Here is a 24,160-nt window from a genome sequence, read left to right as displayed (position 1 = left end):
CTTCGGAGCTGCGGTGACTGGCTTTCAGCCTGTCATCCGCCAGACCAGCCACTCAATAGATATCGCCAACCACTGCGCAAAGCCTTACAATACTCGGCTGACCTATTTGGATGGAATCATGTTCGACAAAAAGACCAAAGCCCAGATCCGCGCCGAGCTTGAACAGCAAGTTCAGGATTTTCTGCGCTCTGGTGGCGAGGTTAAAGAGATTCCTCAGGGTCAGAGTGGAGTTCCGCACGGAGGACTGATACGCCCCGTCTTTAATGACGGCAAACCGCGCGAGTCGAGAACCCCCTGCGAGGGTGTGTTGCAGACCATCGATGCAAGACGCCTAATCAAAGAGCGCCCTAAATTAGCTAGAAAACTGAGTAAACCTAAACGCAAAGTCATTTACGACGATTTCGGAGAGCCTATCCGAGAAGTTTGGGAGTAAGAAACCTGCGAACAAGTCCCGCAGAGAAGATGCGAAACTTATTCGCAGATTCCCTAGGTCAGCGATTCATTAAATCCAGTGTGAATCTGAGTCGCTCCACCGCACTCTCCATCTCCAGTGCTTGCTGCAAATAGTGAGCATCAAATCGAATTAATCCAAACAGCTCAAAACTGAACGCTTGTGGCGATTTTGTTAACCACTCCTCTTGATTGAGAATGTCTCTCAATTTATTGGCCGCTCGGCTATCACCTTGCACCATTGCCAGTACACGATGGCGCACCTTATCAACCAGCTCAATCGCTTCTGATAACTCATCTTCAGTCATCTCACGATCAGCCATTGGTTGACACTCATACACCGAGTAGGGAATCTGCTGCAGTGATTGACCCAAACGGTATCGCTGATCGATATGGACATCCACCACTAGACGCCCATCATCTAACTGCTTAATCAGCTCGCACTGACCAGCACTAAACACTGTGTAGGGTCGATAGGTTGCTTGGTTTGTCTGCAACGCCTCTTTCAGAGGCAATCCCGATTTGGCAGGACTGATCTCTTTTTGTGTGTGACAAATCGCTACCGGCATACCTGTCTCCAAACAGTGATTGATCATCTGTCGGTAACGAGGTTCAAATACATGCAACGGAAACACTGTGCCAGGAAAGGTGACACAGTCGGGAATGGGAAAAATGGCGATTTGAGTCACGCAGCCTCCTTAAAGTAGTTAAAGAGATTACGCAACTCAATTAGGGTCGGACTACTTAAACTCGGTGACTGGCTTTCAGCCTGTCTTCCGCTCTACAAAATAGTGCCAAATGATAGTGCAGATGACAGACTAAAGTCAGTCACTGGACCTGGATTGGCGTCGCGGCCTTTTTAAGACCGCTCCAACTATCCCCTACTTACTTCGCCAGACCGACTTTAAGGGCCAGCTCTGCAGTACGATTCGCGTAGCCCCACTCATTGTCATACCAGAGGTAGAGTTTCACCTGAGTGTCGTTAACCACCATGGTCGAGAGCGCATCGACGACACTTGAACGAGGATCCGTCTTGTAATCGATCGAAACCAGTGGACGCTCTTCATAGCCCAAAATGCCTGCTAAATAGCTCTCTGATGCGGATTTAAGCAAATGATTAACCTCTTCAACACTGGTCGCTCTGTTGACCTCAAAGACACAGTCTGTAATCGATGCATTGGTTAGAGGTACACGTATCGCGTGGCCGTTCAACTTACCTTTTAGGTCTGGGAATATATGCGTAATTGCCGTCGCCGAACCGGTTGTGGTGGGAATCAAACTGGTACCACAAGAGCGAGCACGACGCAGATCTTTGTGCGGAGCATCAATAATAGTCTGGGTATTGGTAATATCATGAATGGTCGTCATAGAACCGTGTTTAATACCTAAATTCTCATGAATTACCTTCACCGCAGGTGCTAGACAGTTGGTAGTACAAGAGGCGGCTGTCACAATTCGATGCTGCTCAGGGTCAAATAGGTCATCATTCACCCCCATGACACAGTCCAGCACACCCTCTTGCTTGACCGGCGCAGTGACGACGACACGCTTAACCCCTTGATCAAGGTAGGGCTGGAGTGCCTCTTTTGATTTGAACTTCCCTGACGCCTCTATGACCAGGTCACAGCCACTCCAGTTGGTCTCATCAATGGTCTTGTGCGAGCTAACGGCAATGAACTGATCTGCCACCTGCATGCCACCATCAACGGGAAGTGCCTCTCTGCTCCAACGTCCATGAACGGAATCGAAATTCATAAGGTGAGCCAAGGTTGCCGCATCCCCAGCGGGATCATTGATCTGAACAATCTCCACATCCGCACTATCAAACAGTACACGAGCTGTCAGACGGCCCATTCGACCAAACCCATTGATACCAACGCGCATAAAATACTCCTTCATAAGATGACAGAATTATTTCAGCGTTTTGTTACAAATTGAAGACAAATGAATCTTTTGACACATATCAATGCGGCTATATTAGAAAGGCGTAATCTACAGTTAACCAAACAAACAGAAGGAGCAAGCAAATGGCTGCTATTTCAAAAGATCACACACCGGCAACTGTATGGGCACTGGATCTAGTCTTTCTACTGATCGCGATTTCACCCGCCCTAATTTTTGTAGGCTCACTGATCGCAGGTTAATGGTCGATAAGGGTTAACTGCCCATAGGATAAAAGGTCAGCGGATGCTGGCCTTTTTTGTGGAAAAAAAAAGCACCCACTGCGGGTGCTGAATTGTGCTGCTAATAATAGGAATCGAACTAGACAGCCAAGGGACAATCACAAATTAAAACTAGCATCTAAATAGAGCCTCTGCGACCGCAACTGTGCTGACTGTCCCTATTGTCTTAATACCGTTTTTCATAAGAACCTGACTTCACATCATGCAAACGCTTATAGACTGTTAGCAGAGAGTGATGAGTGTTTAGGTTAGAGAGTGTCTCATCAAGCCCGGACAGAGCATCGAACAGCTTCTCTCCAGCAATATTAGCCAGAGCTTCTTGGTATAGCGCTTCACCATAGAGCGCAACCAATGGGCGTTCATACTGTTCTCGTTCACGATTGGAATCTATCTCTAATCGTATCAATTCAGAAAGACAGCGGTGCAATTTAATCTCATCGTCTGTTAGGTGACCAAAGTTTAACATCCAGTCAACTTGCTCTAGGGCTAACTCTAACTCGCCAGACTTAAGCGCGAGCTTGAACTTAATATCCCCAATGCGAACACGATCCCAGGGCGAATCAGAGTCCGTTGCGACCCCTAACAGCTTAGCAAGACGCTGTTGATCATCAAATCCACCCTGCTCTAACTCTTCCAACAGATCCAACGCCATCTCCTGATCAAGTTGAGCGGGCGATAACAGTCGTGATCGCAGAGGCGCAGCTAGATTGTTGTTTCGCCAAATTAACTCATCAACAGGATAGATCTCTGACATCCCTGGGACCAAAATCCTGCAACAATCGAGCCCAAGGTGTTGATAGTCAGCAATATAGATCTGTAAATCTACGCCATGAATGATTCGACAGAGCTCGTCAAACTCATCCTCAGAACTTCCCTCTATATTCCACTCGGTAAAGGGGTAATCAGGCTCATCGGCGAACATATCCCATGCGACAACCCCACTGGAGTCGATAAAGTGCGTCTCCAAGTTTTGAGGCTCTGCCGCCTCATCAATATCAAAGGTTGGGTGCGGGAAATCGTTCAGAGAGTCCAAAGCCCTACCCTGCAACAACTCAGTGACGGTTCGCTCCAGTGCCACTTCAAACTTAGGGTGAGCACCAAATGAAGCGAAACAGCCACCATCATTGCGATTAAAGAGCGTGACATTTACCAGAGGGTATTTTCCCCCTAGAGAGGCGTCACGCACATCAACCAAAAATCCTTGAACACGCAGTGCTTTGATGGATGCTTCGATGCGAGGATATTGTGCAATCACCTTAGCCGGAATGCGCGGCAGTGTAATACCACTGGAGATAATGGTGTTTTTTATATGACGCTCAAAAATCTCTGACAGCGCTTGAACGCGCGCTTCAAAGAGATTATTGCCGGCAGCCATACCGTTGGAGACATAGAGATTTCCTAATACATTGACTGGAAACCAGACTGTCTGTTTATCCGACTGACGAACAAATGGCAAAGCGCACACACCTCTATCAGCTCGACCCGAGTTTAGGTCGACCAACATATCGGCACTGAGCTCCTCATCGGGGTCGTAGTGATTTCGGCTGTTTTGATCCAGCAGGCCTTCTGGCCATTGACCTGCAGAGGCTGGGAACCAGCGTTCATTGGGATAGTGTACAAACTCACGATCGGAAATGTCTTGACCGAAAAAGTAATCGGCAAAAAAGTAATTAGTACTCAATCGTTCATAGAACTCGCCCAGCGCACTGGCAAGACAGGCTTCCGGAGTAGACCCTTTACCGTTGGTAAATAGCAGTGGGCAGTGACGATCTCGAATGTGCAGTGACCAGACGTGAGGCACAGGATTGAGCCAACTCACCTCCTCTATGTCAAAACCAAGCTCCTTCAGCCCCTGACTCATGCGCTCGATCGACTCTTCAAGCGGGGCATCTTTTCCTGGAATTCTGGTCATTTTTTGTACTCTTTGTGGGCTAACAGAGGTGTCAGCTAACTTATTATTTATTCGAAAGATTATACCTGAAGAAATAGTAGGAAAAAGTTCAAATGAGCGCTTGACGAAGGTCCGCCCCGTAATTAGTATATGCGCCCTCAGTTGAGCAAACAGTTCCTCGATAGCTCAGTTGGTAGAGCAGTAGACTGTTAATCTATTGGTCGCTGGTTCGAGTCCAGCTCGAGGAGCCAACTTTACTCAACAAGAGAAAAAGTCGGAGTATAGCGCAGCCTGGTAGCGCATCTGCTTTGGGAGCAGAGGGTCGTAGGTTCGAATCCTACTACTCCGACCACTTTTTCTCACTCCTTGTCGGAGTATAGCGCAGCCTGGTAGCGCATCTGCTTTGGGAGCAGAGGGTCGTAGGTTCGAATCCTACTACTCCGACCATCTCTTTGTGCCGGTATAGCTCAGTTGGTAGAGCAACTGACTTGTAATCAGTAGGTCCCGAGTTCGACTCTTGGTGCCGGCACCATTTACTACCTCTTATCTCCGTTCATTTTTTCTTTAAGCACTCTGAGAATATAGCCACTTTTATAAACATTTTTAAGGTATAGTGCTCGCATGAATATTAAGCTCATTACCTTATTCCTTGCAGCCCTGACTCTTCAAGGCTGTGTACTTACTAAAGTCGTGACGGTGCCTATGCGCGTTGGTGGGGCAATCATCTCTGTCGTACCCGTGGTCGGTGACCCAATTGACGAGTCAATCGACACCGTGGCGGATGGAATTGACAAAATCCCGATCTAAAATTGCTCTAAATCAGACAAAGATGTTCTTTTTCTGACACCCTGCCAAACACTCTCTAAAGTACAGGCATAAGACCCAATCTGGAGAGTGTTATGCTACCTGCCGTAAACAATATTCTTTACGCATCAGACATTAATGATGGCTCACGCCCTGCGTTTCGACACGCTGTTAAACTCGCCGAGCTGTACGATGCCAAACTCACCTACTTGCACGCCGTAGAGAAGATCAGTGACGGCGCAGCTGCTGTTCTACAAAATGTCATCGATCGTGATGAGCTTAATGAGTTAGAGAGAAGTGGCTCTGCCCGTTTGATGGAAAAAGTGGAACAACGCATCAAAGCGTTTTGCGAGGACGAGGTTCCAGAAGGGTCCATTAATCCGAGCGACATTGCCACTTGCGTCGATCAAGGCACCCCTTGGCAAGTCATCATCGATACAGCTGACAAGATCAATGCGGATATGATTGTCATGGGTGTTCGGACCCATGCGACCCTTCAGCACATGTTACTGGGCTCAACGTCACGCAAAGTCATGAGCCACAGTGTAATACCCGTGTTGATCGTCCCTTTAAGCTGATAGTTAGCGATTAAACAGACGCTGTTCAAACTGATGATTGAGTTGAGCGTCTGTCTCTTTGAGATCGGTTACAACACTGAATCGAGTCACCTCACCATGGGTGAACGGAAAGTTAGCGGTGTACATGATGCGCATTCCTTCATAAAACTCACGCATCTCTAATACCACGTCTCCTGTTGATCCTGACACTCTTACCTTTGGATCCTCAAATTGATAAGAACCGAAAGTCACAGGATCAACGCAAGTGATCGTCAAGTAGCCCAATGAGGGCTTACGTTCGAATCCATATAGATCTGCTACATGTTCGGAAAGCTCTTCACTCGCTGAAACATAGGTTTTAACCTTACAATCTTCTGCCCATACTCCGCTTGAAACTAGGGTTAAAGAGCCAACAAATAGTGAAGCAATTACCTGTTTTTTCATAACAATCCTTACTAGCGACCTAAACTGTAAAATTCATCATTAGGGCGCAAACTCATGACATTGGCCATGCGATTAGAGAAGCCAAACAACCCTGTGATTGACGTGATATCCCAAATATCATCATCACTGAACCCCTGAGCATGCAGCCTATCAAAGTCTGCCTCACCGACCTCATTAGCTGATTGAGCGACCTTCATGGCAAAGTCCAACATGGCGCGCTGGCGGCCAGTAATATCTGCTTTACGGTAGTTGGCAACTATCTGATCGGCAATCAATGGATTTTTCGCACGTATTCTCAAAATTGCGCCGTGCGCAACGACACAATATTGGCATTGGTTCAGGCTGCTAGTGGCCACCACAATCATCTCACGTTCAGCCTTTGTCAGCCCTGATTCCCGCTCCATAAGCGCATCATGATAAGCAATGAACGCACGAAACTCGTCTGGCCTCCTAGCCAATGCCAGAAAAACATTAGGAACGAAACCGGACTTTTCCTGAACCGTTAAAATAAGATCACGGATATCTTCAGGTAGATCACTTATATCCGGGGTACTAAAAACACTAATCTGATTACTCATTAGAAGAGACTCTTATTCTAAATTTTTCCTATTTATACCAGAAACATGATCTGTGCAGTATTGAACTGATTCAATCAGTGCTAGGATGAATTCATAGCATAAAGTAGATAAAAAAATGACAGACAACACCCGGAAGCCAAGAGTACTAATTGTTGATGACGATGAGTTTTCTCAAGATTTCATCAGTGGAGCTCTAGATACATTAGCAGATGTAAATGTCGCAAAAAGTGGCGAACAGGCGCTTCATAAATTGAGTGACACCTGTCAACTGCCAGATCTAGTGGTTGTCGACATTGTCATGTATTCAATGAACGGTATCGAGATTACCCGTTATATCCGCCATGATTTGAGCGAACATAAAATACCTGTCTTTGTTCTGTCATCACACGCTGATCCAGAAATGGAGCGAATTGCCTACAGTGCTGGTGCTACCGTGGTGTGTAAAAAAGGTCTATCAGCACAAGCTTTGTCACAGCGCATTCGCGGGCTTCTGGATATTTCATTTAATCCCCACTCTTAAGAAACATTGCGTACACAGGTATATTGGACCGTCAATAACTACTAAAAATCTTATTCCAACCGCACTACTCATTGCACTATGGGTGGTTCGTTAACGGATTAGGATTGGCGTTTCTGCATCGCCATAAAGTGCTCTATCCCTTTGATTTGATCTTCAGCGTGGTGGTTTACATACAAGACGGTCGTCTCGTTACCCTCACAGATCTTCTCAATCAGAGCCAATACCAACTGTCGGTTCATATCATCTAGCCCTAGACAGGGCTCATCCAGAATTAATAGCGGTGGATGTTTTACCATGGCGCGCGCAATCAACAAGAGTCGCTGATCACCGTAAGAGAGCTTGTTGAACGGCACATCGGCGCGATCCTGCATACCCAGCAGTGCAAGCCACTGATCGGCAATCATCTTCTGATTATCGGTTGATTTGGTGTACATACCAATGCTGTCAAAGAAGCCCGAGATAATGACATTTTTACAACTGATGCTGACACGATACTCCCATTGCAGTGCGGTCGACACATAACCAATAAACTGCTTAATCTGCCAGATACTCTCGCCGTTACCGCGCTGAAAACCGAACACAAAGATGTCGTTGACGTAACACTGCGGGTGATCGCCAGTAATCAATGAGAGCACACCTGTTTTACCACTGCCGTTTGGACCGCTCAGTTGCCAATGTTGGCCAGGATTTATCGTCCAGTTGAAGCCCTCAACAATTACTGCATCACTGTATTTGATCGAGATATCGGTCAGTTTGACCAGTGGATCATTCGGATTCAGTTCTGGAAGCGGGTTAGCAGGATCCGCCGGTGGAACCTCTAGATCTGTCGTTTTCAAGTGAAGCAGTTGGTATAGCTCTGCATAAGCCGATTCATCGCTGCGATCGACCTGAAATGCTAGACGTCCCGCATCGTTACCCACCTTCTCCATGTAGGCAACATGAGTAATAAAATCAGGCATTTCGTCGAAGCGGTTTAACACCAGTATCATCGGCGTGGTATCAATGATGCTGGCTAAATGCTGCTGCAGCATCGCAAGCGTATCAGCATCTAACCCATCAAATGGCTCATCTAAAATAAGAAGCTCTGGGTTATTGGCCAACGCACGGACCAACATCATCTTGCGGCTCTCACCGGTCGAAAGCTTGCGGAATGCTCTATCCAACAGCGGCGACAAACCGAACTGCTCGACTAATTCAGCCGCTAACAGTTGATCTTCACAATGCTCAAAGATCATTTCCCGAACGGGGGTTCCTTCTGAGATGACATCTAAAATATCGGCGTCATCCTTTTTAAGCTCCTGTTTGATCAACTCTGCCTGAGCTTCGAATGAAACGAGTCCAACTCTATTTGGGACTCCCTCTATGGATCCATTCAATGCATCACCAAACCCTGCTAACACCGCTGCAAGCGCCGACTTACCAGAACCATTGGTACCGGTGATGACCCAATGCTGATTGGGCTCAATGGTCCAATCGACCCCTTTAAGGTCAAAGCGTTCATCAAAGTTTACGTCAAGGTTTTCAATGTGAATGGATGTCGACATGGGGATTCCTAATCAACAAATAGAGTTTATAAAAAGCATAAAGCCGAGTACTCCTTGCGAGGCACTCGGCTTTGAGTCGTTTAAATTTTATCTAAAATTAAACGATCTTCTTCATGTCAGCCATGTGGCCACGAAGAACTGTACCGATCGCTTCAACTGGGTGAGCGCGTAGTGCAGCGTTAACTTCGATTAGACGAGCGTTATCTACGCCGTTGTCGTCAAGATCTAGGCCTTTACCGATAACGTCAGACTTGATGCCCTTCATGAAGTCAGCTAGTAGCGGAACACACGCGTGGTTGTATAGGTAACAGCCGTACTCTGCAGTATCAGAGATTGTTGCGTTCATTTCGTAAAGCTTCTTACGAGCGATAGTGTTTGCGATTAGTGGAGTCTCGTGAAGTGACTCGTAGTACGCAGACTCAGCGATGATACCAGCAGCCGTCATTGTTTCGAATGCAAGCTCAACACCTGCTTTGACCATAGCAACCATAAGGATGCCTTTGTCGAAGTACTCTTGCTCAGAGATCTCTACGTCGCCTGCTGGAGTCTTCTCGAAGTTAGTCTCTGCAGTCTCTGCACGCCATTTAAGAAGATTAGCGTCATCGTTCGCCCAATCCTCCATCATGACACGTGAGAAAGTGCCGTCGATGATGTCATCCTGGTGCTTGTTGTAAAGCGGACGCATGATCACTTTTAGCTCTTCAGCAAGGTCGAAACACTTGATCTTAGCTGGGTTAGATAGACGGTCTAGCATGTTGGTAACGCCGCCGTACTTAAGTGCTTCAGTGATGGTTTCCCAACCGTACTGAATCAACTTAGATGCGTAACCAGCGTCGATACCCTCTTCAACCATCTTGTCGAAACATAGGATCGAACCAGTCTGCAACATACCACAAAGGATAGTCTGTTCACCCATAAGGTCAGACTTAACTTCTGCGATGAACGATGACATTAGAACGCCCGCTTTGTGACCGCCAGTACCTACAGCGTAAGCTTTAGCCAGTGCTAGACCTTCACCCTTAGGATCGTTATCTTCGTGAACCGCGATCAGTGTAGGTACACCGAAGCCACGCACGTACTCAGCACGTACTTCTGAACCAGGACACTTAGGTGCAACCATGATAACGGTTAGGTCGTCACGGATCTGCATACCCTCTTCAACGATGTTGAAACCGTGTGAGTAAGATAGGCAAGCGCCCTCTTTCATCAGAGGCATCACCGCGTTAACAACGGCTGTGTGCTGCTTATCTGGAGTTAGGTTAAGTACGACGTCTGCAGTAGGAATAAGCTCTTCGTAAGTACCAACAGTGAAACCGTTGTCCGTTGCGTTTTTCCATGACTGACGCTTTTCAGCAATCGCTTCAGGACGCAGAGCGTAAGAGACATCTAGGCCTGAGTCGCGTAGGTTAAGACCCTGGTTAAGGCCTTGCGCACCACAACCTATTACAACCATTTTTTTGCCTTTAAGCGCTTCAACGCCATCAGCAAATTCAGACATATCCATGAAACGGCACTTTGCCAGTTCCGCTAGCTGCTCACGTAGTGGCAGTGTATTGAAGTAGTTAGCCATGCTAAACAGATCCTAATTTAATTGGGAGGTGCGTCGTTGAACGACACGGACAACTGACTAGAGTTCTAATCAAAGTGGGCAGATTATAAGCAAAACCAATAGTTTCTTAAATTGATATATTTGCAACACAACATCCCGATTTGCGCAACAATAGACAATTTAGATAGACTAACCCCATGAATTTAAAGAATCTGAAACAGTTTTTAGCATTGGCCGACACTCTGCACTTTGGACGGGCCAGTGAAGAGTGCCATGTCAGTCTATCAGCCCTCTCTCGAAACATTCGCCAACTCGAAGAGGAGCTGGGCGTAGAACTGTTCAAACGTGATAATCGGACTGTAGTTCTTACCCAAGAGGGGCAACGCTTTCTACAGTACGCCCGCGAAACTTACAGTCAGTGGAATATTATTCGCAGCGAATTGACGGACAAAACAGGACAGCTCAGCGGTGAGATCAGTATCTACTGCTCGGTAACAGCTAGTTACAGCTTCCTGTACGAATTGTTAAACCGCTTTCGCCAAGTACATCCGCATATCGAAATTAAGCTTCATACAGGGGACCCTGATCGCGCCATTGCACGTATCCAAGAGGGTATAGAGGAGATCACCATTGCCGCTCAACCCGACAACCTGAGCAAAAGCCTCTCATTTAAACCGATTACCCAATCTCCCTTAGTATTTATTGCACCGGCAGAGGCACAACCCAACTTACCCAACAGCTCACCACAAAATGTTGAGGATTGGCAGAGCACCCCTATGATTCTCTCTGAAGCGGGTGTTGCTCGAAGTCGGGTCGACGACTGGTTAAACGAGCAAGGCATCACACCCAATATCTATGCTCAGGTTGCAGGTAACGAGGCGATCGTCAGCATGGTGAGCTTGGGGTTCGGCATTGGTGTCGTGCCCAAAATTGTTTTGGATAACAGTCCACTGGTCGAGCGAATCAGAATACTGGATGTACAACCCGCTCTAAAACCCTATGAGATCGGACTATTTACACTAACACGTAGCTTAAAAAACCCATTGATTGAAGCGTTCTGGGAGCTAAGCTAATGATGAAACTGATCGCTGTTGCATTTCTGCTTCTCACCACTCCTCTTCAAGCCGCCAGTTTCAGGGAGACCTGGCAAGCACTGTTCAGTGAACAGTATTCAGAAGCTATCGCCGGTGCTCGTGATATTCAGCTCAATGAAGACCCCAGAGGCAATTTTCTGTTTGGTTATATGTATCTGTTTGGTAAAGGGCTGGAACAAGATCCTGTTAAGGCTGAATCCTATTTCAAACGCGCCTCGGAGGCCGGCTTTAATGGTGCAACCTTTCGATTGGGAAAGATGTACCGGGAGGGACACCCTGGCGTACCGAAACAGACAGCACTGGCCTATCAGCTCATTTCACAAGCCGCTGAAAAAGGCGGACCCAACGCACAGTTCAACTTAGCGCAGATGGTCGAAAACGGGGAAGGTACCGAGATCGATTGGGAGAGAGCGTTTAAGCTATACCAAGGCGCAGCTTCCAAAAAACACGCCTTCGCGCACTGGAATCTAGGCTACTACTACCTCACTGGAAGAGTCGTTGCTAAAGACGTCAACAAAGCGTCTGAACACTTTGAGATCGCCTTCAAGGAGGGATCTTCCAAATGGCTAGCAATTGAGATTAATAGGCGCTTGATTGAAGATATAGCCCCTGAGATTAGAGGGATACTAGAAGAACAACTCATCACCCTGTCTCGCAGCCCCCGTGACTGACTTCAGTCTGTCATCGGCTCTATGAGCGTTTTCCAGACAACCCAATTAACCGGACAGCGGATGACAGGCTAAAGCCAGTCACCGGAAAACACAAAGGGCCACCCTAACGGGTGACTTTATTCCTGTTGGAGCGATTTTGAGCACAGCGAAAAGTCGCGAATTTGAGATGAGAGGATTACGAAATACACCCCTGTATTTCGCCCCTTCGGGGCCGCGCTTTGATCGCCTGCGACGTGACTGACTTCAGTCTGTCATCGGCTTTATGAGCGTTTTCCAGAGGGTCCATTTAAGCCAACAGCGGATGACAGGCTAAAGCCAGTCACCAGAAACACAAAGGGCCACCCTAACGGGTGGCCCTTTGTGTTTGTATGGTCGGAATGAGAGGATTCGAACCTCCGACCCCCTGCACCCCATGCAGGTGCGCTACCAGGCTGCGCTACATTCCGGAAACTTGGCGCGCATGTTACAGGATGCGCTTTCGGGTTTAAAGCCTAGTTGGCGTTAATTCTCATCGATTTAAGAATATCTTCCAGCTCGGTAATCGATTGGCGAATCAACTGCTTATACCGCCCTTGATCATCGTGTGTATTACCTGCTGTCAGATACTGTTTTGCTCCAGCAATAGTAAGGCCTTGTTCGTAGAGAAGGCCCTTGATTTCACGAATCAGAAGAATGTCTTGGTGCTGATAGTAGCGGCGATTACTGCGTTTAACCGGCTCAATTTGTTCGAACTCTTGCTCCCAGTAGCGAAGCACATGAGGCTTTAGATCACACAACTTGCTGACTTCACCAATCGTAAAGTAACGCTTGGTTGGGATGGTAGGAAGATCGCTCGACATTATTGTTGCTTAGCTGAATGCAGCTCTACTCGCTCTTTAAGCTTTTGCCCCGGACGGAAGGTTACCACTCGACGGGCAGAGATAGGCACCTCTTCACCCGTCTTAGGGTTACGTCCAGGACGCTGTCGCTTATCGCGTAGATCAAAATTACCAAAACCCGAGAGTTTGACATGCTCGTTATGCGAAAGACTCTCTTTGATCTCATCGAACATCGATTCAACCATCTCTTTCGCTTCGCGTTTGTTTAGACCGAGTTCTTCAAAAAGACGCTCTGCCATATCCGCTTTTGTTAACGCACTCATACCAAACCCCTTTATTAGGTTTAATCTCGCAATACTGCACCTAGATCAGAGGTCAGTTTTTCAACGACCGCTTGCACTGATGCATTGATCTCTTCTTCGTTAAGAGTGCGCGATGGGTGCTGCCAGGTCAAGCCAAGAGCAAGACTTTTTTGTCCATCATCAATACCTTGGCCGGTATATACGTCAAATAGGATGACCTCTTTTAGGAACTCACCGCCCTCTGACTGCGCAATAGAACGAACCGAGTCAAAGCTCACCTCTGCACCGATCACCATCGCTAAATCACGACGTGACTCTGGGAATTTAGAGAGGGATGCAAAACGAGGTAGACGCCCTTCCAACAGAGATGATAGCTTCATCTCGAATAGATAGACTGGACCTGCAAGATCTAAGCTCTTCTGTAAGCTTGGGTGCATCGCACCAACCCAACCCACTGTCACGCCCGCCTTCTCAATGCGAGCTGACTGACCTGGGTGAAGGGCATGGTGAGTATCGGCAACCAGCTTAAACTGGCTCGCATCGCCACCCAAAGAAAACAAGGATTCCAGATCACCTTTGATATCAAAGAAATCGACCTTGTCGCTCTTACCCATCCACGATTCTGGTGAACGGTTACCCGAAATAATACCCGCTAGGCTGTTCTCTTGTTCAAGCTCATCACCATTGGCAATAAAACACTGACCAATCTCGAACAGACGCACTCGACTCTGTTGACGCGCTTGGTTATAAGCAACTGCTTTAGAGAGACCTGGCCAGATAGTGGTACGCATAACCGCCATTTCAGCAGAGATAGGGTTAGCAAGCGCTACCGCTTCATTCTGATCGTCAAACTGTTTTGCTAGACCCGCTTCGATGAAGCTGTAGGTAATCGCCTCTTGGTATCCACGAGAGACCAAATGACGACGCAGGGTGCTTGCCGTTAGTTTCGACTCTTTGATTGAGGGCAGAGGAAGCTCGGCACGGGGTGTGTTAGACGGCAGATTGTTGTAGCCGTAAACGCGTGCAATCTCTTCAATCAGATCAACTTCGATGCTGATATCAAAACGGTAGCTAGGAACCGCAACCATCCATGAGCCATCGCCATTAGCACGCAACTGAAGACCTAGACGCGTTAGGATCTCTTCGATCTCTGCCGCTGGAATTTCAAGTGCCAACATATCAGTGACACGCTGGTGACGCAGTTCAAGTGCGACCGGCTTCGGCAAGTTCGTTTCAGATACAGCCTGGATAACCGGACCAACCTCACCACCGACAATATCAATCAGCAAGGCTGTCGCACGCTCAATAGCACGCGCCTGTAACTGCCAATCAACACCACGTTCGTAACGGTGGGATGCATCCGTATGCAGACCATAGTTTCGTGCGCGACCTGCAATCGCGATAGGGTCAAAGTAGGCACACTCAAGCAGAATATCTTTACTCTCTTCAGAGACTTCAGAGTTACCGCCCCCCATGATGCCCGCCATCGCAATTGCTTTATTGTGATCGGCAATCACTAGCGTATCAGCGTTCAGCTTAATCTCACTGCCATCAAGCAGTGTTAGCGCTTCGCCCTGCTCGGCCATGCGAACACGAATACCACCTTCAATCTTATTCAGATCAAAAGCGTGCATTGGCTGCCCTAACTCAAGCAACACATAGTTGGTAACATCGACAACAGGATCGATAGAGCGAACGCCAGAACGCTCTAAACGCTCAACCATCCAACGTGGCGTCTGTGCATTGATATCGATGCCACGAATGACACGACCCAAGTAGCGAGGGCAAGCTGAAGCGGCTTCTAACTCGATCGAAACGGTATCACCAATGGTTGCTGCAACAGCAGAGCAATCGATCTCAGCCACAGCGGCTTTATTCAATACACCCACTTCACGAGCCATACCGACCATACCTAGGCAGTCACCACGGTTAGGCGTCAAATCGACATCGATAATCATATCTTCAAGATTAAGGTAGTCACGGACACTCTGACCGACTGGAGCATCGGCTGGAAGCTCCATGATGCCGCCATGATCATCCGATAGGCCTAGCTCATCTTCAGCACAGAGCATACCCATGGATTCAACACCACGTAGCTTGGCTTTCTTAATCTTAAAGTTACCCGGTAGAACGGCACCGACCGTTGCAAAAGCGGTCTTGATTCCAGCACGGGCGTTGGGGGCACCACACACCACTTGGAAGGTCTCACTACCGTCGCTTACCTGACATACGCGCAGTTTATCGGCATCTGGGTGCTGCTCGGCACTCAGAACTTCACCCACAACCACACCGGAAAACTCTTTGGCAACCGACTCAATCTCATCAACTTCTAAACCTGCTAGGCTGAGTTGATCCGCTAAACCCTGCGTATCGATGGCAGGCTGAACCAGTTCACGTAACCACTGTTCACTGAATTTCATAGTTAAATACTCTCGTCTGCTATCGGCTGAATTAGTTGAACTGGCTTAGGAAGCGCAGATCGTTTTCAAAGAATAGTCGTAGATCGTCAACGCCATAACGCAGCATTGCGAAACGCTCTACCCCCATACCAAAGGCAAATCCGGTGTACTCTTCAGAGTCGATACCCGACATCTCAAGTACTTTTGGATGAACCATGCCACAGCCTAGTACTTCTAGCCATTTACCATCACCGCGATCGATATCGACTTCAATAGAAGGCTCAGTAAATGGGAAGTAGGAAGGACGGAAACGCACACGCACATCCTCTTCAAAGAATTCACGTAAGAACTGTTCAAGCGTACCTTTAAGATCTGCAAAGCTGATGTTCTTATCGATGATCAAACCTTCAACCTGATGGAACATTGGTGAGTGGGTCTGGTCATAGTCACAACGGTAGACACGACCTGGACAGATAATACGAATAGGCGGCTTCTGCGCCTCCATCGTACGAACCTGTACTGGAGAAGTGTGGGTTCTTAACAGACGGTGAGCGTCAAAATAGAAGGTATCGTGCATCGCACGCGCTGGGTGGTGCGATGGAATGTTGAGCGCTTCGAAGTTGTGGTAATCATCTTCGATCTCAGGCCCCTCTTCTACCGAGTAACCGATGCGACTGAAGAAAGCTTCAATACGATCCATCGTTTTTGTCACTGGGTGCAGGCCACCCAACTCTGGCTGACGACCAGGAAGCGTGACATCCACCTTCTCTGCAGCCAACTTCGCTTCAAGTGCAGCATTTTCGAGTAGGCTCTTACGCGCATTCAGCACATCGGACAGCGCCTCTTTGGCCACGTTGATGCGTGCACCTGCAGCAGGACGCTCTTCGTTAGATAGTTTACCAAGCCCTTTCAATAGCTGGGTAAGGTGCCCCTTCTTACCTAGGTACTGAACACGAACTTCGTCTAAAGTTTTTACATCGCTCGCTGCTTCAGCAGCGGCTTTTCCTTCCGCCAACAGGGCGTCAAGATTTTCCATTTACGGCTCCACTCTCTGGGTCCAAATACAAAAATAGGGGAAGAGCGAGCACCCTTCCCCTATCTGAGTCGATCAATTCATCACCCTAGGGTGACGATTGTCTTAGGCTAGTGCTGCTTTTGCTTTTTCAACAACAGCGGTAAACGCTGTTTGCTGATGCACTGCCAGATCAGCCAGTACCTTACGGTCGATCTCAACGTTAGCCTTTTTAAGGCCAGCGATCAGACGGCTGTACGACAAACCATTGATGCGAGCTGCTGCGTTAATACGAGCAATCCACAGAGCACGGAACTGACGTTTGCGCTGACGGCGGTCACGGTAAGCGTACTGACCCGCTTTGATGACAGCTTGTTTGGCTACGCGGAATACACGACTACGAGCGCCGTAGTAACCTTTAGCCTGTTTCAATACTTTTTTATGACGTGCACGAGCTTGTACACCACGTTTTACGCGAGGCATGGTAACTCCTTCTTAATCCTATTCGTAACCAATTAAATGTATGGAAGCATGCGCTTAACCAGAGCCTGGTCAGCTGCATGTACCTGAAGCATTGGGCGTAGCTGACGCTTACGCTTAGTAGTCTTCTTGGTCAGAATGTGACTTTTGAAGGCTTGCTTGTGCTTGAAGCCATTAGCAGTCTTCTTGAAACGCTTTGCCGCACCGCGGACAGATTTAATCTTTGGCATTTACTTTCTCCACGCATTCGTTAGTTATCTGTTGGAACGAACAAAACCTGCAACACCATACTGGATGGCACGGCAGGTCTTAGTTTGGAACCAACTACTTTTTCTTAGGAGCTATGACCATGACCATCTGACGACCTTCAAGTTTAGGACGAGCTTCAACAGTACCGTAGTCTGCCAAATCCGTTTCAACTCGATTAAGAAGCTCCATTCCGAGCTCCTGGTGCGCCATCTCACGACCGCGGAAGCGAATCGTAATCTTGGTCTTATCTCCACCTTCTAGGAAACGTATCAGGTTGCGTAGTTTTACCTGATAATCCCCCACATCAGTCCCTGGACGGAACTTAATCTCTTTAACCTGCATCTGAGTCTGTTTCTTCTTAGCCTCATTTGCACGTTTTTTCTGGTCGTAAAGGTGTTTACCGTAGTCCATCACCTTACAGACGATTGGGTCGGAATCGGAGATCTGTACTAGATCCAATCCTGCCTCTTCAGCCGCACGAAGCGCTTCATTAAGGCTTACAACACCAACCTGCTCTCCGTCAGCGCCGATTAAACGACACTCACGAGCTCGAATATTTTCATTAATTGGCGGCAAATTCTTTTGACCGCGCTTGTTATCACGCTTGATAGCTAGTTTCTCCTAAAGCGTTTTTATTCGCTGCGACCTTTGCGATTATTCTCTTGAATCAACAAGTTAGCAAAGTCTTCAACACTAAATACACCCATATCTTCACCTGTGCGTGTGCGTACAGCAACGCTGCCAGATTCAACTTCTTTATCGCCGATTACTAGAAGATAAGGGATTTTCTGTAGAGTGCGCTCGCGGATTTTAAAGCCGATCTTCTCATTTCTCAAGTCCGAAATTGCTCTAATGCCGCTATTTTGCAGCTTAGACACCACTTCATTGACAAAATCTGACTGTTTATCGGTGATATTCATGACGGCAACCTGCACTGGAGACAACCAAGTCGGCAGCGCCCCCGCGTAGTGCTCAATCAAAATACCGATAAATCGCTCAAACGAACCTAGAATCGCACGGTGCAACATAACCGGTGTTTCACGATCGCCCTTCTCGTTAACAAACTGAGCATCGAGTCGACCCGGCATCGAGAAGTCGACCTGAATCGTTCCACACTGCCAAACACGACCCAGACAGTCACGTAGTGAGAATTCAATCTTAGGACCGTAGAAGGCACCTTCACCAGGAAGCTCTTCCCAATCCAGACCCGCTGCATCCAATGCGTCAGCCAACGCCTTTTCGGCTTTATCCCATACTTCATCAGAACCTACGCGCTGCTCAGGGCGAGTAGAGAGCTTGTAGATAATGTCGCTGAATCCAAAATCAGTGTAGACCTCATGAAGGAAGTCGATGAATTCAGCCACCTCAGATTGAATAGAGTCCTCAGCACAGAAAGTGTGACCATCATCTTGAACGAAGCCACGAACACGCATGATACCGTGCAGTGCACCAGATGGCTCATTGCGGTGACACGAGCCAAATTCAGCCATACGCAAAGGTAGGTCACGGTATGAACGCAATCCCTGGTTGAATACTTGAATGTGACATGGGCAGTTCATCGGCTTAACGGCAAAGTCACGGCTCTCAGAGTGGGTCGTGAACATCTGCTCTTGGAACTTATCCCAGTGACCTGATTTTTCCCACAGAGTACGTTCAACCACCTGCGGTGTCTTGATCTCTTGGTAGCCACGTTTGCGCTGCTGTTCACGCATGTACTGTTCCACTGCCTGCCAAAGAGTCCAGCCATTCGGATGCCAAAACACCATACCTGGTGCTTCTTCCTGAAGATGGAACAGATTCAACTGCTTACCGAGTTTACGGTGGTCACGCTTCTCTGCCTCTTCAAGGCGGTGCAAGTAGGCTTTAAGGTCTTTCTTGTCACCCCAAGCTGTGCCGTAGATACGAGTTAGCTGCTCGTTTTTAACGTCACCGCGCCAGTAAGCGCCAGCCACTTTCATCAGTTTGAAAACTTTTAGGTGGCCCGTATTAGGCACGTGTGGGCCACGACATAGATCGATGAAATCACCCTGCTTGTAGAACGAGAGATCCTCTTCACCAGGAATCGATTCAATGATCTCAACCTTGTACTTCTCGCCCATCGCTTCAAACATTTTCACTGCGTCAGGACGGCTCATAACTGAGCGCTCAACAGGAAGATTCGACTTAGCCAGTTCCGCCATGCGCTTTTCGATCTTCTCTAGATCTTCTGGCGTAAATGGACGCTCATAAGCAAAATCGTAGTAGAAACCGTCATCGATCGTTGGACCAATCGTCACTTGAGCACCAGGAAAAAGATCTTGAACGGCCATCGCCATCAAGTGCGCAGTTGAGTGACGAATGATATCGACACCCTCTTCATCGCGCGCCGTGATAAGAGAGACGTCTGCATCCGCCTCGATGACAAAAGAGGTATCAACCAATTCACCATTCACTCGACCAGCAAGGGTAGCTTTCGCTAGACCTGGGCCGATATCAGACGCCAGATCAAAGACAGACAGTGGCTGATCGAATTCACGTTTACTTGAATCAGGAAGAGTAATAACAGGCATTTATAGATCCTAGTGCTCAGTGGTGACCCATACGACAGGCCACGTAAGTTATGTGCGAACGACTCAGTCGAAGCGCGTTTCAATTGAAGGGCAGTATTATACAGATCTAACCAACCAGTCTCCACCCTGATCCGGCTTAAAACCCAATGGTTAGCCACGAAGTGACTGATTTTTATCAAGCATCGTGGCATCATTGCGACAACAAAAATGATAAGAGCACAGGGATGAAAGCACCTCGCCTTAAAATCAGCACCCGCTTAACACTACTGGTCAGTCTATTGATCCTGACGCAGGCGATTGTGTTGGGAATTTTCACCCTAAGATATCTAGCGGATTCACTCGAAGATCAGATCGGTCAACGCGCCCTGCAGCTCTCGTCAATGATCTCTCAAACCCCCTCTATTCGCGACGCTGTCAGTCGAAGTGATAGTGACGCTGTCCAAGCCATTGTAGCGGACCTCAGATTAGCAACCGACGCCAGTTTCATCTCTATTGGCGACATTGACGGCATACGTCTCGTTCACCCAAAACCAGAACGCATCGGCAAACCGATGGTGGGTGGTGATAACTATCGCGCACTGGAACTCGGTGAGAGCTACATCTCTAAAGCCGTTGGCAGCCTTGGGGAGTCAATCCGAGGCAAGACACCGGTGCTGGATGATCAGGGTAAGATCGTCGGCGTGGTTTCGGTCGGTTATTTAACCAAAACCATCGACCAGACCATCTTTAACTATCAAGGCACCGTCATCGTAGGCACCTTTGCCCTACTCTTGGTATCGATTATGTTGGCCATGTGGATTGCACGCCGTTTTAGGTCTGCCATTTTTGACCTTGAACCTCACGAGATCGCTGCCCTATTCCTAGAGCGAAACGCCACGCTAGAGTCGGTTCGAGAAGGGATCATCTCCATTAACTCAAAAGGTGAAATCACCACCTTTAACCGAGCAGCCTTGAGAACACTGGGGATTGATGATCAAGATGTTTCAGGACGCCCACTCAGTGAGGTGCTTCCCGATTCAAGAATGCCCATGCTGCTTGAGACCGGTGAAGCCGAGTACGACCGAGAGACTCTCGTCAACGGCCGACAGCTGATCATTAACCGATTACCCATCGTTAAAGAGGACCAGGTGGTGGGTGTGGTTGCCAGCTTCCGCCCGAAAGATGAGTTGACGGAGGTGAGCCGAAAGCTAACCCGCATTCGCCAGTATGCTGAAGCACTTCGTTCACAAGCACATGAATACGCCAATAAACTGCACACCATTGCAGGTCTTATCAGCTTAGATGCCAAGCAGGAAGCGCTCGATCTTATTGGGCAGGAGACTAAGGAGCACCAGGAGCTATTAACCTGGCTAAAAGAGTCGGTGGCAGATCCGGTCGTAGCAGGCTGTATACTCGGAAAATTCAATCGCGCGAATGAACTAGGGCTGACACTTGAGATTGATGAGGGTTCACAGCTTCACCAACTTCCGTCTCATATTGAATCACAGCAGATGGTGACGTTAATCGGCAACCTCATTGATAACGCTTTTGATGCCTCACTTTCGGCCCACTCCGAAGAGGTACGTCTATCAATGACCGATATGGGCTCGGATATCATTATTGAGGTCGAAGATGACGGTGAGGGTATTGATCCCAACAAGATCAACAACCTATTTACCTCAGGCGTCAGCAGCAAAGGCGAAGGTCGCGGCATAGGACTATTTTTAGTGCAAGAGACCATAGAGGCCCTAGGTGGCCACATTACTGTTGAGGCCTCACACTCAGGCGGAAGCCGTTTTACCCTCTATCTACCAAGGAGTGGCAAGGATGTCTGATACATTGAAAATACTGATCGCTGAAGATGATCCACAGATTGCTGAAATTCAACGACGTTTTGTGGAGCGCATCGATGGCTTTGACGTCATAGGCATTAGCCACTCAACCCGAGACGCACAAGATATGCTCGACGTTTTCCAGCCGGATCTTGTGCTGTTAGACATCCACTTCCCTGACGGAAGCGGTTTAGATCTTCTTAAAACCCTGCGTTCAGGGGACTCACAAACCGACGTCATCATGATTACAGCCGCTAAAGAGGTCGATAGCCTATCCGAGGCTCTGCGCCTGGGTGTGTTTGACTATGTTCTGAAACCCTTAGTTTTTGATCGACTCTCTGGCGCCTTAAACCAGTACAGATCACATAAAACCACCCTTACCAATCAAGCTAACGAGCTGTCTCAGCAAGATGTTGATCAACTGCTCTCGCGTCACAGAGAGAGCAAAAACAGCAGCCTTAAACTTGAAGCTCTACCCAAGGGGATCGACCAGATTACACTGGATAAAATCGTTGCGGTGTTCAGGGAGAGTCATGACTCTTTAAGTGCAGAACAGGTAGGCGAGCGCATTGGCTCTAGCCGCACCACCGCGAGACGCTATTTGGAATATCTAGTGGGACAAGAGCGACTCAATGCCGATATTAACTATGGCACGGTCGGCCGACCTGAACGGCGCTACAAAGGGCTATAAACAAAAAAACGCTGAGTCTTATCAGCGTTTTTTATTAGAGCATCTACCAACCTGTCGTGGTTAGCTACTCTGCGTAGGTGGTTTCAATTTGCCACGGAAGATGAACGGCGCTAGGAAGCCAAGAACAGCAGCAATCCATAGACCGACTGAGATGTTACTGCTGAACAGATAGGTCCAGTCACCATCAGAAAGCACCATCGCACGGCGCAGGTTCACTTCCATGTGACCACCCAACAGGATACCCAGAATCACCGGTACTGAAGGAATGTCCATCTTGCGAAGCAGGTAACCCAGCACACCAAAGCCAATCATCAATAGTAGATCGAAGTAGCTACCGGTCAGTGAGTAGATACCGACAAAGGCAACCAGGGTCACACCTGGCAGCAGAATCGCAGGGGATACCTGTAGCACTCGGCTGAACATCTTCACCATTGGGACGTTAAGCACCAACAGTACAACGTTGGCAATCAGTAGTGAGGCGATCAAACCCCAAACCACCTCAGGTCGATCGTTAAACAACGTGGGACCTGGGGTGATATTCAACGTCATCAACAGTGCTAGCAGAACGGCTGTTGTACCTGAACCCGGAACACCTAGCGTCAACATAGGTACTAACGCACCCCCTGCCGCCGCATTGTTACCGGCCTCTGGTGCAGCGATACCACGTGGATCACCTTTACCGAACTGCGAGTTGTCACGTACCGATGACTTCTCTTGCATATACGCCAAGAAACTACCCAAGGAAGCACCTGCACCCGGCAATAGACCTGCAATAAAGCCGATCACTGTTGCCTTTAGCATGGTCCATTTAGTGCGAGCAATGTCAGCCCAAGGAATACGTACTTTCTCTAGTTTCACGCCTATGGCAGAGTCTTTACCGTGTGACTCAATAAACACCAGTACTTCAGAGACCGCAAAAAGACCAACGATGGCTACCAAGAAGTCGATACCATCAAACAGGTGCATGTTATCGCCGGTAAAGCGAGTCATACCCGTTGAAGCATCCACACCAATAGTCGCGATTCCCAGACCGATACAGACGGCTAATGCTGCCTTAGCCTGGTTGTTAGAACCGATACCACCTAAGGTGGCAAAGGCCAGCATGTAGAGCGCAAAGTACTCGGCCGGGCCGAACTGGTAAGCCACACGAGCCAACAACGGCGCAAGCAGCATTAAACCAATGGTCGCCAACAGTGCACCGACAAACGAAGCGACACCTGAGAGTACCAACGCATCTCCGGCGCGACCTGCTTTGGCCATTGGATACCCATCAAGACAGGTCATCATAGCCGGCTCATCACCCGGGATATTCAGAAGAATCGAAGAGATACGACCGCCGTACATGGCGCCGTAGTAAACACTCGTCATTAACACCAGTGCCTGAGTTGCATCTAGACCAAATGAGAATGTTAAAGGAATTAGTATCGCAACACCGTTCGATGGACCTAGACCCGGCAGAGAGCCGATCATCGTTCCAAGGATACAGCCTGCTATAGCAAGGGCCAGGGTAAATGGCGAGAGCGCCACATCAAAACCAATGGCCAAATTTGCAAAGATATCCATA

At 48.2% G+C, this 24,160-nt stretch carries 24 protein-coding genes and 5 tRNA genes; 12 read left to right on the top strand and 17 right to left on the bottom strand.

The window, feature by feature from the left end; all coding sequences use genetic code 11:
• Nucleotides 1-13: 13 nt before the first annotated feature.
• Nucleotides 14-433: a hypothetical protein gene (locus XMA127_RS06410; RefSeq protein WP_173481109.1), complete on the top strand. Its 420-nt coding sequence runs from the start codon at nt 14-16 to the stop codon at nt 431-433.
• 58 nt (nt 434-491) lie between these two features.
• Here XMA127_RS06410 and XMA127_RS06405 read toward each other — a convergent pair whose 3' ends face one another.
• From XMA127_RS06405 to ycaO, 3 genes are all read right to left on the bottom strand, one after another.
• Nucleotides 492-1,139, bottom strand: coding sequence for an LON peptidase substrate-binding domain-containing protein (locus tag XMA127_RS06405; protein ID WP_173481110.1), 648 nt, complete (start codon nt 1,137-1,139; stop codon nt 492-494).
• Nucleotides 1,140-1,335: 196 nt separating this feature from the next.
• On the bottom strand, nt 1,336-2,334 hold the full coding sequence (locus tag XMA127_RS06400) for an ArsJ-associated glyceraldehyde-3-phosphate dehydrogenase (RefSeq protein WP_173484055.1): 999 nt from the start codon (nt 2,332-2,334) through the stop codon (nt 1,336-1,338).
• A 465-nt stretch (nt 2,335-2,799) separates the two neighbouring features.
• Nucleotides 2,800-4,545: a 30S ribosomal protein S12 methylthiotransferase accessory factor YcaO gene (ycaO, locus tag XMA127_RS06395; protein ID WP_173484056.1), complete on the bottom strand. Its 1,746-nt coding sequence runs from the start codon at nt 4,543-4,545 to the stop codon at nt 2,800-2,802.
• A gap of 154 nt (nt 4,546-4,699) precedes the next feature.
• On the opposite strand from ycaO, the gene XMA127_RS06390 reads away from it, so the two are divergent.
• From XMA127_RS06390 to XMA127_RS06365, 6 genes are all read left to right on the top strand, one after another.
• A tRNA-Asn gene (locus XMA127_RS06390) sits at nt 4,700-4,775 on the top strand.
• A 24-nt stretch (nt 4,776-4,799) separates the two neighbouring features.
• Nucleotides 4,800-4,876 (top strand) — tRNA-Pro (locus XMA127_RS06385).
• Nucleotides 4,877-4,894: 18 nt separating this feature from the next.
• A tRNA-Pro gene (locus XMA127_RS06380) sits at nt 4,895-4,971 on the top strand.
• Nucleotides 4,972-4,980: 9 nt separating this feature from the next.
• Nucleotides 4,981-5,056, top strand: a tRNA-Thr gene (locus tag XMA127_RS06375).
• An 89-nt stretch (nt 5,057-5,145) separates the two neighbouring features.
• Entirely contained in the window at nt 5,146-5,331 is a 186-nt protein-coding gene (locus XMA127_RS06370; protein ID WP_173484057.1) for a DUF6726 family protein, read from the top strand.
• A 92-nt stretch (nt 5,332-5,423) separates the two neighbouring features.
• On the top strand, nt 5,424-5,906 hold the full coding sequence (locus XMA127_RS06365; protein ID WP_173481114.1) for a universal stress protein: 483 nt from the start codon (nt 5,424-5,426) through the stop codon (nt 5,904-5,906).
• Nucleotides 5,907-5,909: 3 nt separating this feature from the next.
• On the opposite strand, the gene XMA127_RS06360 is transcribed toward XMA127_RS06365, so the two are convergent.
• Both XMA127_RS06360 and XMA127_RS06355 read right to left on the bottom strand, forming a co-directional pair.
• Nucleotides 5,910-6,329 carry a DUF4426 domain-containing protein gene (locus XMA127_RS06360; RefSeq protein ID WP_173484058.1) on the bottom strand — a complete coding sequence of 140 codons (420 nt, stop codon included), beginning with the start codon at nt 6,327-6,329 and terminating at the stop codon, nt 5,910-5,912.
• A gap of 11 nt (nt 6,330-6,340) precedes the next feature.
• Nucleotides 6,341-6,907, bottom strand: a complete 567-nt coding sequence (locus tag XMA127_RS06355) for a peroxidase-related enzyme (RefSeq protein ID WP_173484059.1) — start codon at nt 6,905-6,907, stop codon at nt 6,341-6,343.
• Nucleotides 6,908-7,022: 115 nt separating this feature from the next.
• Here XMA127_RS06355 and XMA127_RS06350 point away from each other — a divergent pair, with 115 nt between their 5' ends.
• Nucleotides 7,023-7,427: a response regulator gene (locus XMA127_RS06350; RefSeq protein ID WP_173481117.1), complete on the top strand. Its 405-nt coding sequence runs from the start codon at nt 7,023-7,025 to the stop codon at nt 7,425-7,427.
• A gap of 98 nt (nt 7,428-7,525) precedes the next feature.
• Here the strand turns inward: XMA127_RS06350 and modF are convergent, their stop codons facing one another.
• Both modF and ilvC read right to left on the bottom strand, forming a co-directional pair.
• Entirely contained in the window at nt 7,526-8,971 is a 1,446-nt protein-coding gene (gene modF / locus XMA127_RS06345; RefSeq protein ID WP_173481118.1) for a molybdate ABC transporter ATP-binding protein ModF, read from the bottom strand.
• A gap of 97 nt (nt 8,972-9,068) precedes the next feature.
• Nucleotides 9,069-10,541: a ketol-acid reductoisomerase gene (gene ilvC, locus XMA127_RS06340; protein ID WP_173483503.1), complete on the bottom strand. Its 1,473-nt coding sequence runs from the start codon at nt 10,539-10,541 to the stop codon at nt 9,069-9,071.
• 176 nt (nt 10,542-10,717) lie between these two features.
• Between ilvC and ilvY the strand changes: the two genes are divergently transcribed.
• Together ilvY and XMA127_RS06330 are read left to right on the top strand one after the other, a co-directional pair.
• Complete coding sequence (gene ilvY, locus XMA127_RS06335) at nt 10,718-11,593, top strand: HTH-type transcriptional activator IlvY (protein ID WP_173484060.1); 876 nt, start codon at nt 10,718-10,720, stop codon at nt 11,591-11,593.
• Entirely contained in the window at nt 11,593-12,285 is a 693-nt protein-coding gene (locus XMA127_RS06330) for a tetratricopeptide repeat protein (protein ID WP_173484061.1), read from the top strand. Before ilvY ends, XMA127_RS06330 begins: the two co-directional genes overlap by 1 nt.
• A gap of 369 nt (nt 12,286-12,654) precedes the next feature.
• Here XMA127_RS06330 and XMA127_RS06325 read toward each other — a convergent pair.
• The 9 genes from XMA127_RS06325 to thrS all read right to left on the bottom strand — a co-directional run bounded on the left by XMA127_RS06325 (nt 12,655) and on the right by thrS (nt 20,094).
• Nucleotides 12,655-12,731, bottom strand: a tRNA-Pro gene (locus XMA127_RS06325).
• 45 nt (nt 12,732-12,776) lie between these two features.
• Entirely contained in the window at nt 12,777-13,124 is a 348-nt protein-coding gene (locus tag XMA127_RS06320) for a MerR family transcriptional regulator (RefSeq protein ID WP_173482050.1), read from the bottom strand.
• Nucleotides 13,124-13,426 (bottom strand): integration host factor subunit alpha, encoded by a 303-nt coding sequence (gene ihfA / locus XMA127_RS06315; protein WP_173482051.1) that lies wholly within the window; start codon nt 13,424-13,426, stop codon nt 13,124-13,126. Before ihfA ends, XMA127_RS06320 begins: the two co-directional genes overlap by 1 nt.
• Before the next feature lie 20 nt (nt 13,427-13,446).
• Complete coding sequence (gene pheT / locus XMA127_RS06310) at nt 13,447-15,825, bottom strand: phenylalanine--tRNA ligase subunit beta (RefSeq protein ID WP_173494497.1); 2,379 nt, start codon at nt 15,823-15,825, stop codon at nt 13,447-13,449.
• A 31-nt stretch (nt 15,826-15,856) separates the two neighbouring features.
• A complete protein-coding gene (gene pheS / locus XMA127_RS06305; RefSeq protein ID WP_173483500.1) occupies nt 15,857-16,840 on the bottom strand; it encodes a phenylalanine--tRNA ligase subunit alpha in 984 nt (327 codons plus the stop codon).
• Between the two features lie 102 nt (nt 16,841-16,942).
• Nucleotides 16,943-17,299, bottom strand: a complete 357-nt coding sequence (gene rplT / locus XMA127_RS06300) for a 50S ribosomal protein L20 (RefSeq protein WP_173482054.1) — start codon at nt 17,297-17,299, stop codon at nt 16,943-16,945.
• A gap of 32 nt (nt 17,300-17,331) precedes the next feature.
• A complete protein-coding gene (rpmI, locus tag XMA127_RS06295; RefSeq protein ID WP_173482055.1) occupies nt 17,332-17,526 on the bottom strand; it encodes a 50S ribosomal protein L35 in 195 nt (64 codons plus the stop codon).
• A 94-nt stretch (nt 17,527-17,620) separates the two neighbouring features.
• Complete coding sequence (gene infC / locus XMA127_RS06290; RefSeq protein ID WP_173482056.1) at nt 17,621-18,121, bottom strand: translation initiation factor IF-3; 501 nt, start codon at nt 18,119-18,121, stop codon at nt 17,621-17,623.
• A gap of 56 nt (nt 18,122-18,177) precedes the next feature.
• Nucleotides 18,178-20,094: a threonine--tRNA ligase gene (gene thrS, locus XMA127_RS06285; RefSeq protein WP_173483499.1), complete on the bottom strand. Its 1,917-nt coding sequence runs from the start codon at nt 20,092-20,094 to the stop codon at nt 18,178-18,180.
• Nucleotides 20,095-20,318: 224 nt separating this feature from the next.
• On the opposite strand from thrS, the gene XMA127_RS06280 reads away from it, so the two are divergent.
• Entirely contained in the window at nt 20,319-21,908 is a 1,590-nt protein-coding gene (locus XMA127_RS06280) for a sensor histidine kinase (RefSeq protein WP_173483498.1), read from the top strand.
• Nucleotides 21,901-22,596 (top strand): response regulator, encoded by a 696-nt coding sequence (locus XMA127_RS06275; protein WP_173482059.1) that lies wholly within the window; start codon nt 21,901-21,903, stop codon nt 22,594-22,596. Before XMA127_RS06280 ends, XMA127_RS06275 begins: the two co-directional genes overlap by 8 nt.
• Nucleotides 22,597-22,656: 60 nt before the next feature.
• Here XMA127_RS06275 and XMA127_RS06270 read toward each other — a convergent pair whose 3' ends face one another.
• Complete coding sequence (locus tag XMA127_RS06270) at nt 22,657-24,159, bottom strand: tripartite tricarboxylate transporter permease (RefSeq protein WP_173482060.1); 1,503 nt, start codon at nt 24,157-24,159, stop codon at nt 22,657-22,659.
• Nucleotide 24,160: the final 1 nt, after the last annotated feature.

It is taken from the genome of Marinobacterium sp. xm-a-127 (assembly GCF_013283425.1).
In the GTDB taxonomy this organism is placed as follows: domain Bacteria; phylum Pseudomonadota; class Gammaproteobacteria; order Pseudomonadales; family Balneatricaceae; genus Marinobacterium_E.
The sequence above is the reverse complement of the archived record's forward strand: the minus strand, read 5'-3'. Positions and strand labels throughout refer to the sequence as shown.

Bases quoted from the DNA above. Each gene is read 5' to 3' on its own strand.
- rplT (WP_173482054.1), bottom strand. From the start codon at position 17,299: ATGCCTCGCGTAAAACGTGGTGTACAAGCTCGTGCACGTCATAAAAAA.
- XMA127_RS06320 (WP_173482050.1), bottom strand. From the start codon at position 13,124: ATGTCGAGCGATCTTCCTACCATCCCAACCAAGCGTTACTTTACGATT.
- XMA127_RS06365 (WP_173481114.1), top strand. From the start codon at position 5,424: ATGCTACCTGCCGTAAACAATATTCTTTACGCATCAGACATTAATGAT.
- ihfA (WP_173482051.1), bottom strand. From the start codon at position 13,426: ATGAGTGCGTTAACAAAAGCGGATATGGCAGAGCGTCTTTTTGAAGAA.
- thrS (WP_173483499.1), bottom strand. From the start codon at position 20,094: ATGCCTGTTATTACTCTTCCTGATTCAAGTAAACGTGAATTCGATCAG.
- ilvC (WP_173483503.1), bottom strand. From the start codon at position 10,541: ATGGCTAACTACTTCAATACACTGCCACTACGTGAGCAGCTAGCGGAA.
- XMA127_RS06400 (WP_173484055.1), bottom strand. From the start codon at position 2,334: ATGCGCGTTGGTATCAATGGGTTTGGTCGAATGGGCCGTCTGACAGCT.
- pheS (WP_173483500.1), bottom strand. From the start codon at position 16,840: ATGGAAAATCTTGACGCCCTGTTGGCGGAAGGAAAAGCCGCTGCTGAA.
- ycaO (WP_173484056.1), bottom strand. From the start codon at position 4,545: ATGACCAGAATTCCAGGAAAAGATGCCCCGCTTGAAGAGTCGATCGAG.
- XMA127_RS06355 (WP_173484059.1), bottom strand. From the start codon at position 6,907: ATGAGTAATCAGATTAGTGTTTTTAGTACCCCGGATATAAGTGATCTA.
- XMA127_RS06270 (WP_173482060.1), bottom strand. From the start codon at position 24,159: ATGGATATCTTTGCAAATTTGGCCATTGGTTTTGATGTGGCGCTCTCG.
- XMA127_RS06370 (WP_173484057.1), top strand. From the start codon at position 5,146: ATGAATATTAAGCTCATTACCTTATTCCTTGCAGCCCTGACTCTTCAA.
- XMA127_RS06350 (WP_173481117.1), top strand. From the start codon at position 7,023: ATGACAGACAACACCCGGAAGCCAAGAGTACTAATTGTTGATGACGAT.
- modF (WP_173481118.1), bottom strand. From the start codon at position 8,971: ATGTCGACATCCATTCACATTGAAAACCTTGACGTAAACTTTGATGAA.
- XMA127_RS06360 (WP_173484058.1), bottom strand. From the start codon at position 6,329: ATGAAAAAACAGGTAATTGCTTCACTATTTGTTGGCTCTTTAACCCTA.
- rpmI (WP_173482055.1), bottom strand. From the start codon at position 17,526: ATGCCAAAGATTAAATCTGTCCGCGGTGCGGCAAAGCGTTTCAAGAAG.
- XMA127_RS06330 (WP_173484061.1), top strand. From the start codon at position 11,593: ATGATGAAACTGATCGCTGTTGCATTTCTGCTTCTCACCACTCCTCTT.
- pheT (WP_173494497.1), bottom strand. From the start codon at position 15,825: ATGAAATTCAGTGAACAGTGGTTACGTGAACTGGTTCAGCCTGCCATC.
- ilvY (WP_173484060.1), top strand. From the start codon at position 10,718: ATGAATTTAAAGAATCTGAAACAGTTTTTAGCATTGGCCGACACTCTG.
- XMA127_RS06275 (WP_173482059.1), top strand. From the start codon at position 21,901: ATGTCTGATACATTGAAAATACTGATCGCTGAAGATGATCCACAGATT.
- XMA127_RS06280 (WP_173483498.1), top strand. From the start codon at position 20,319: ATGAAAGCACCTCGCCTTAAAATCAGCACCCGCTTAACACTACTGGTC.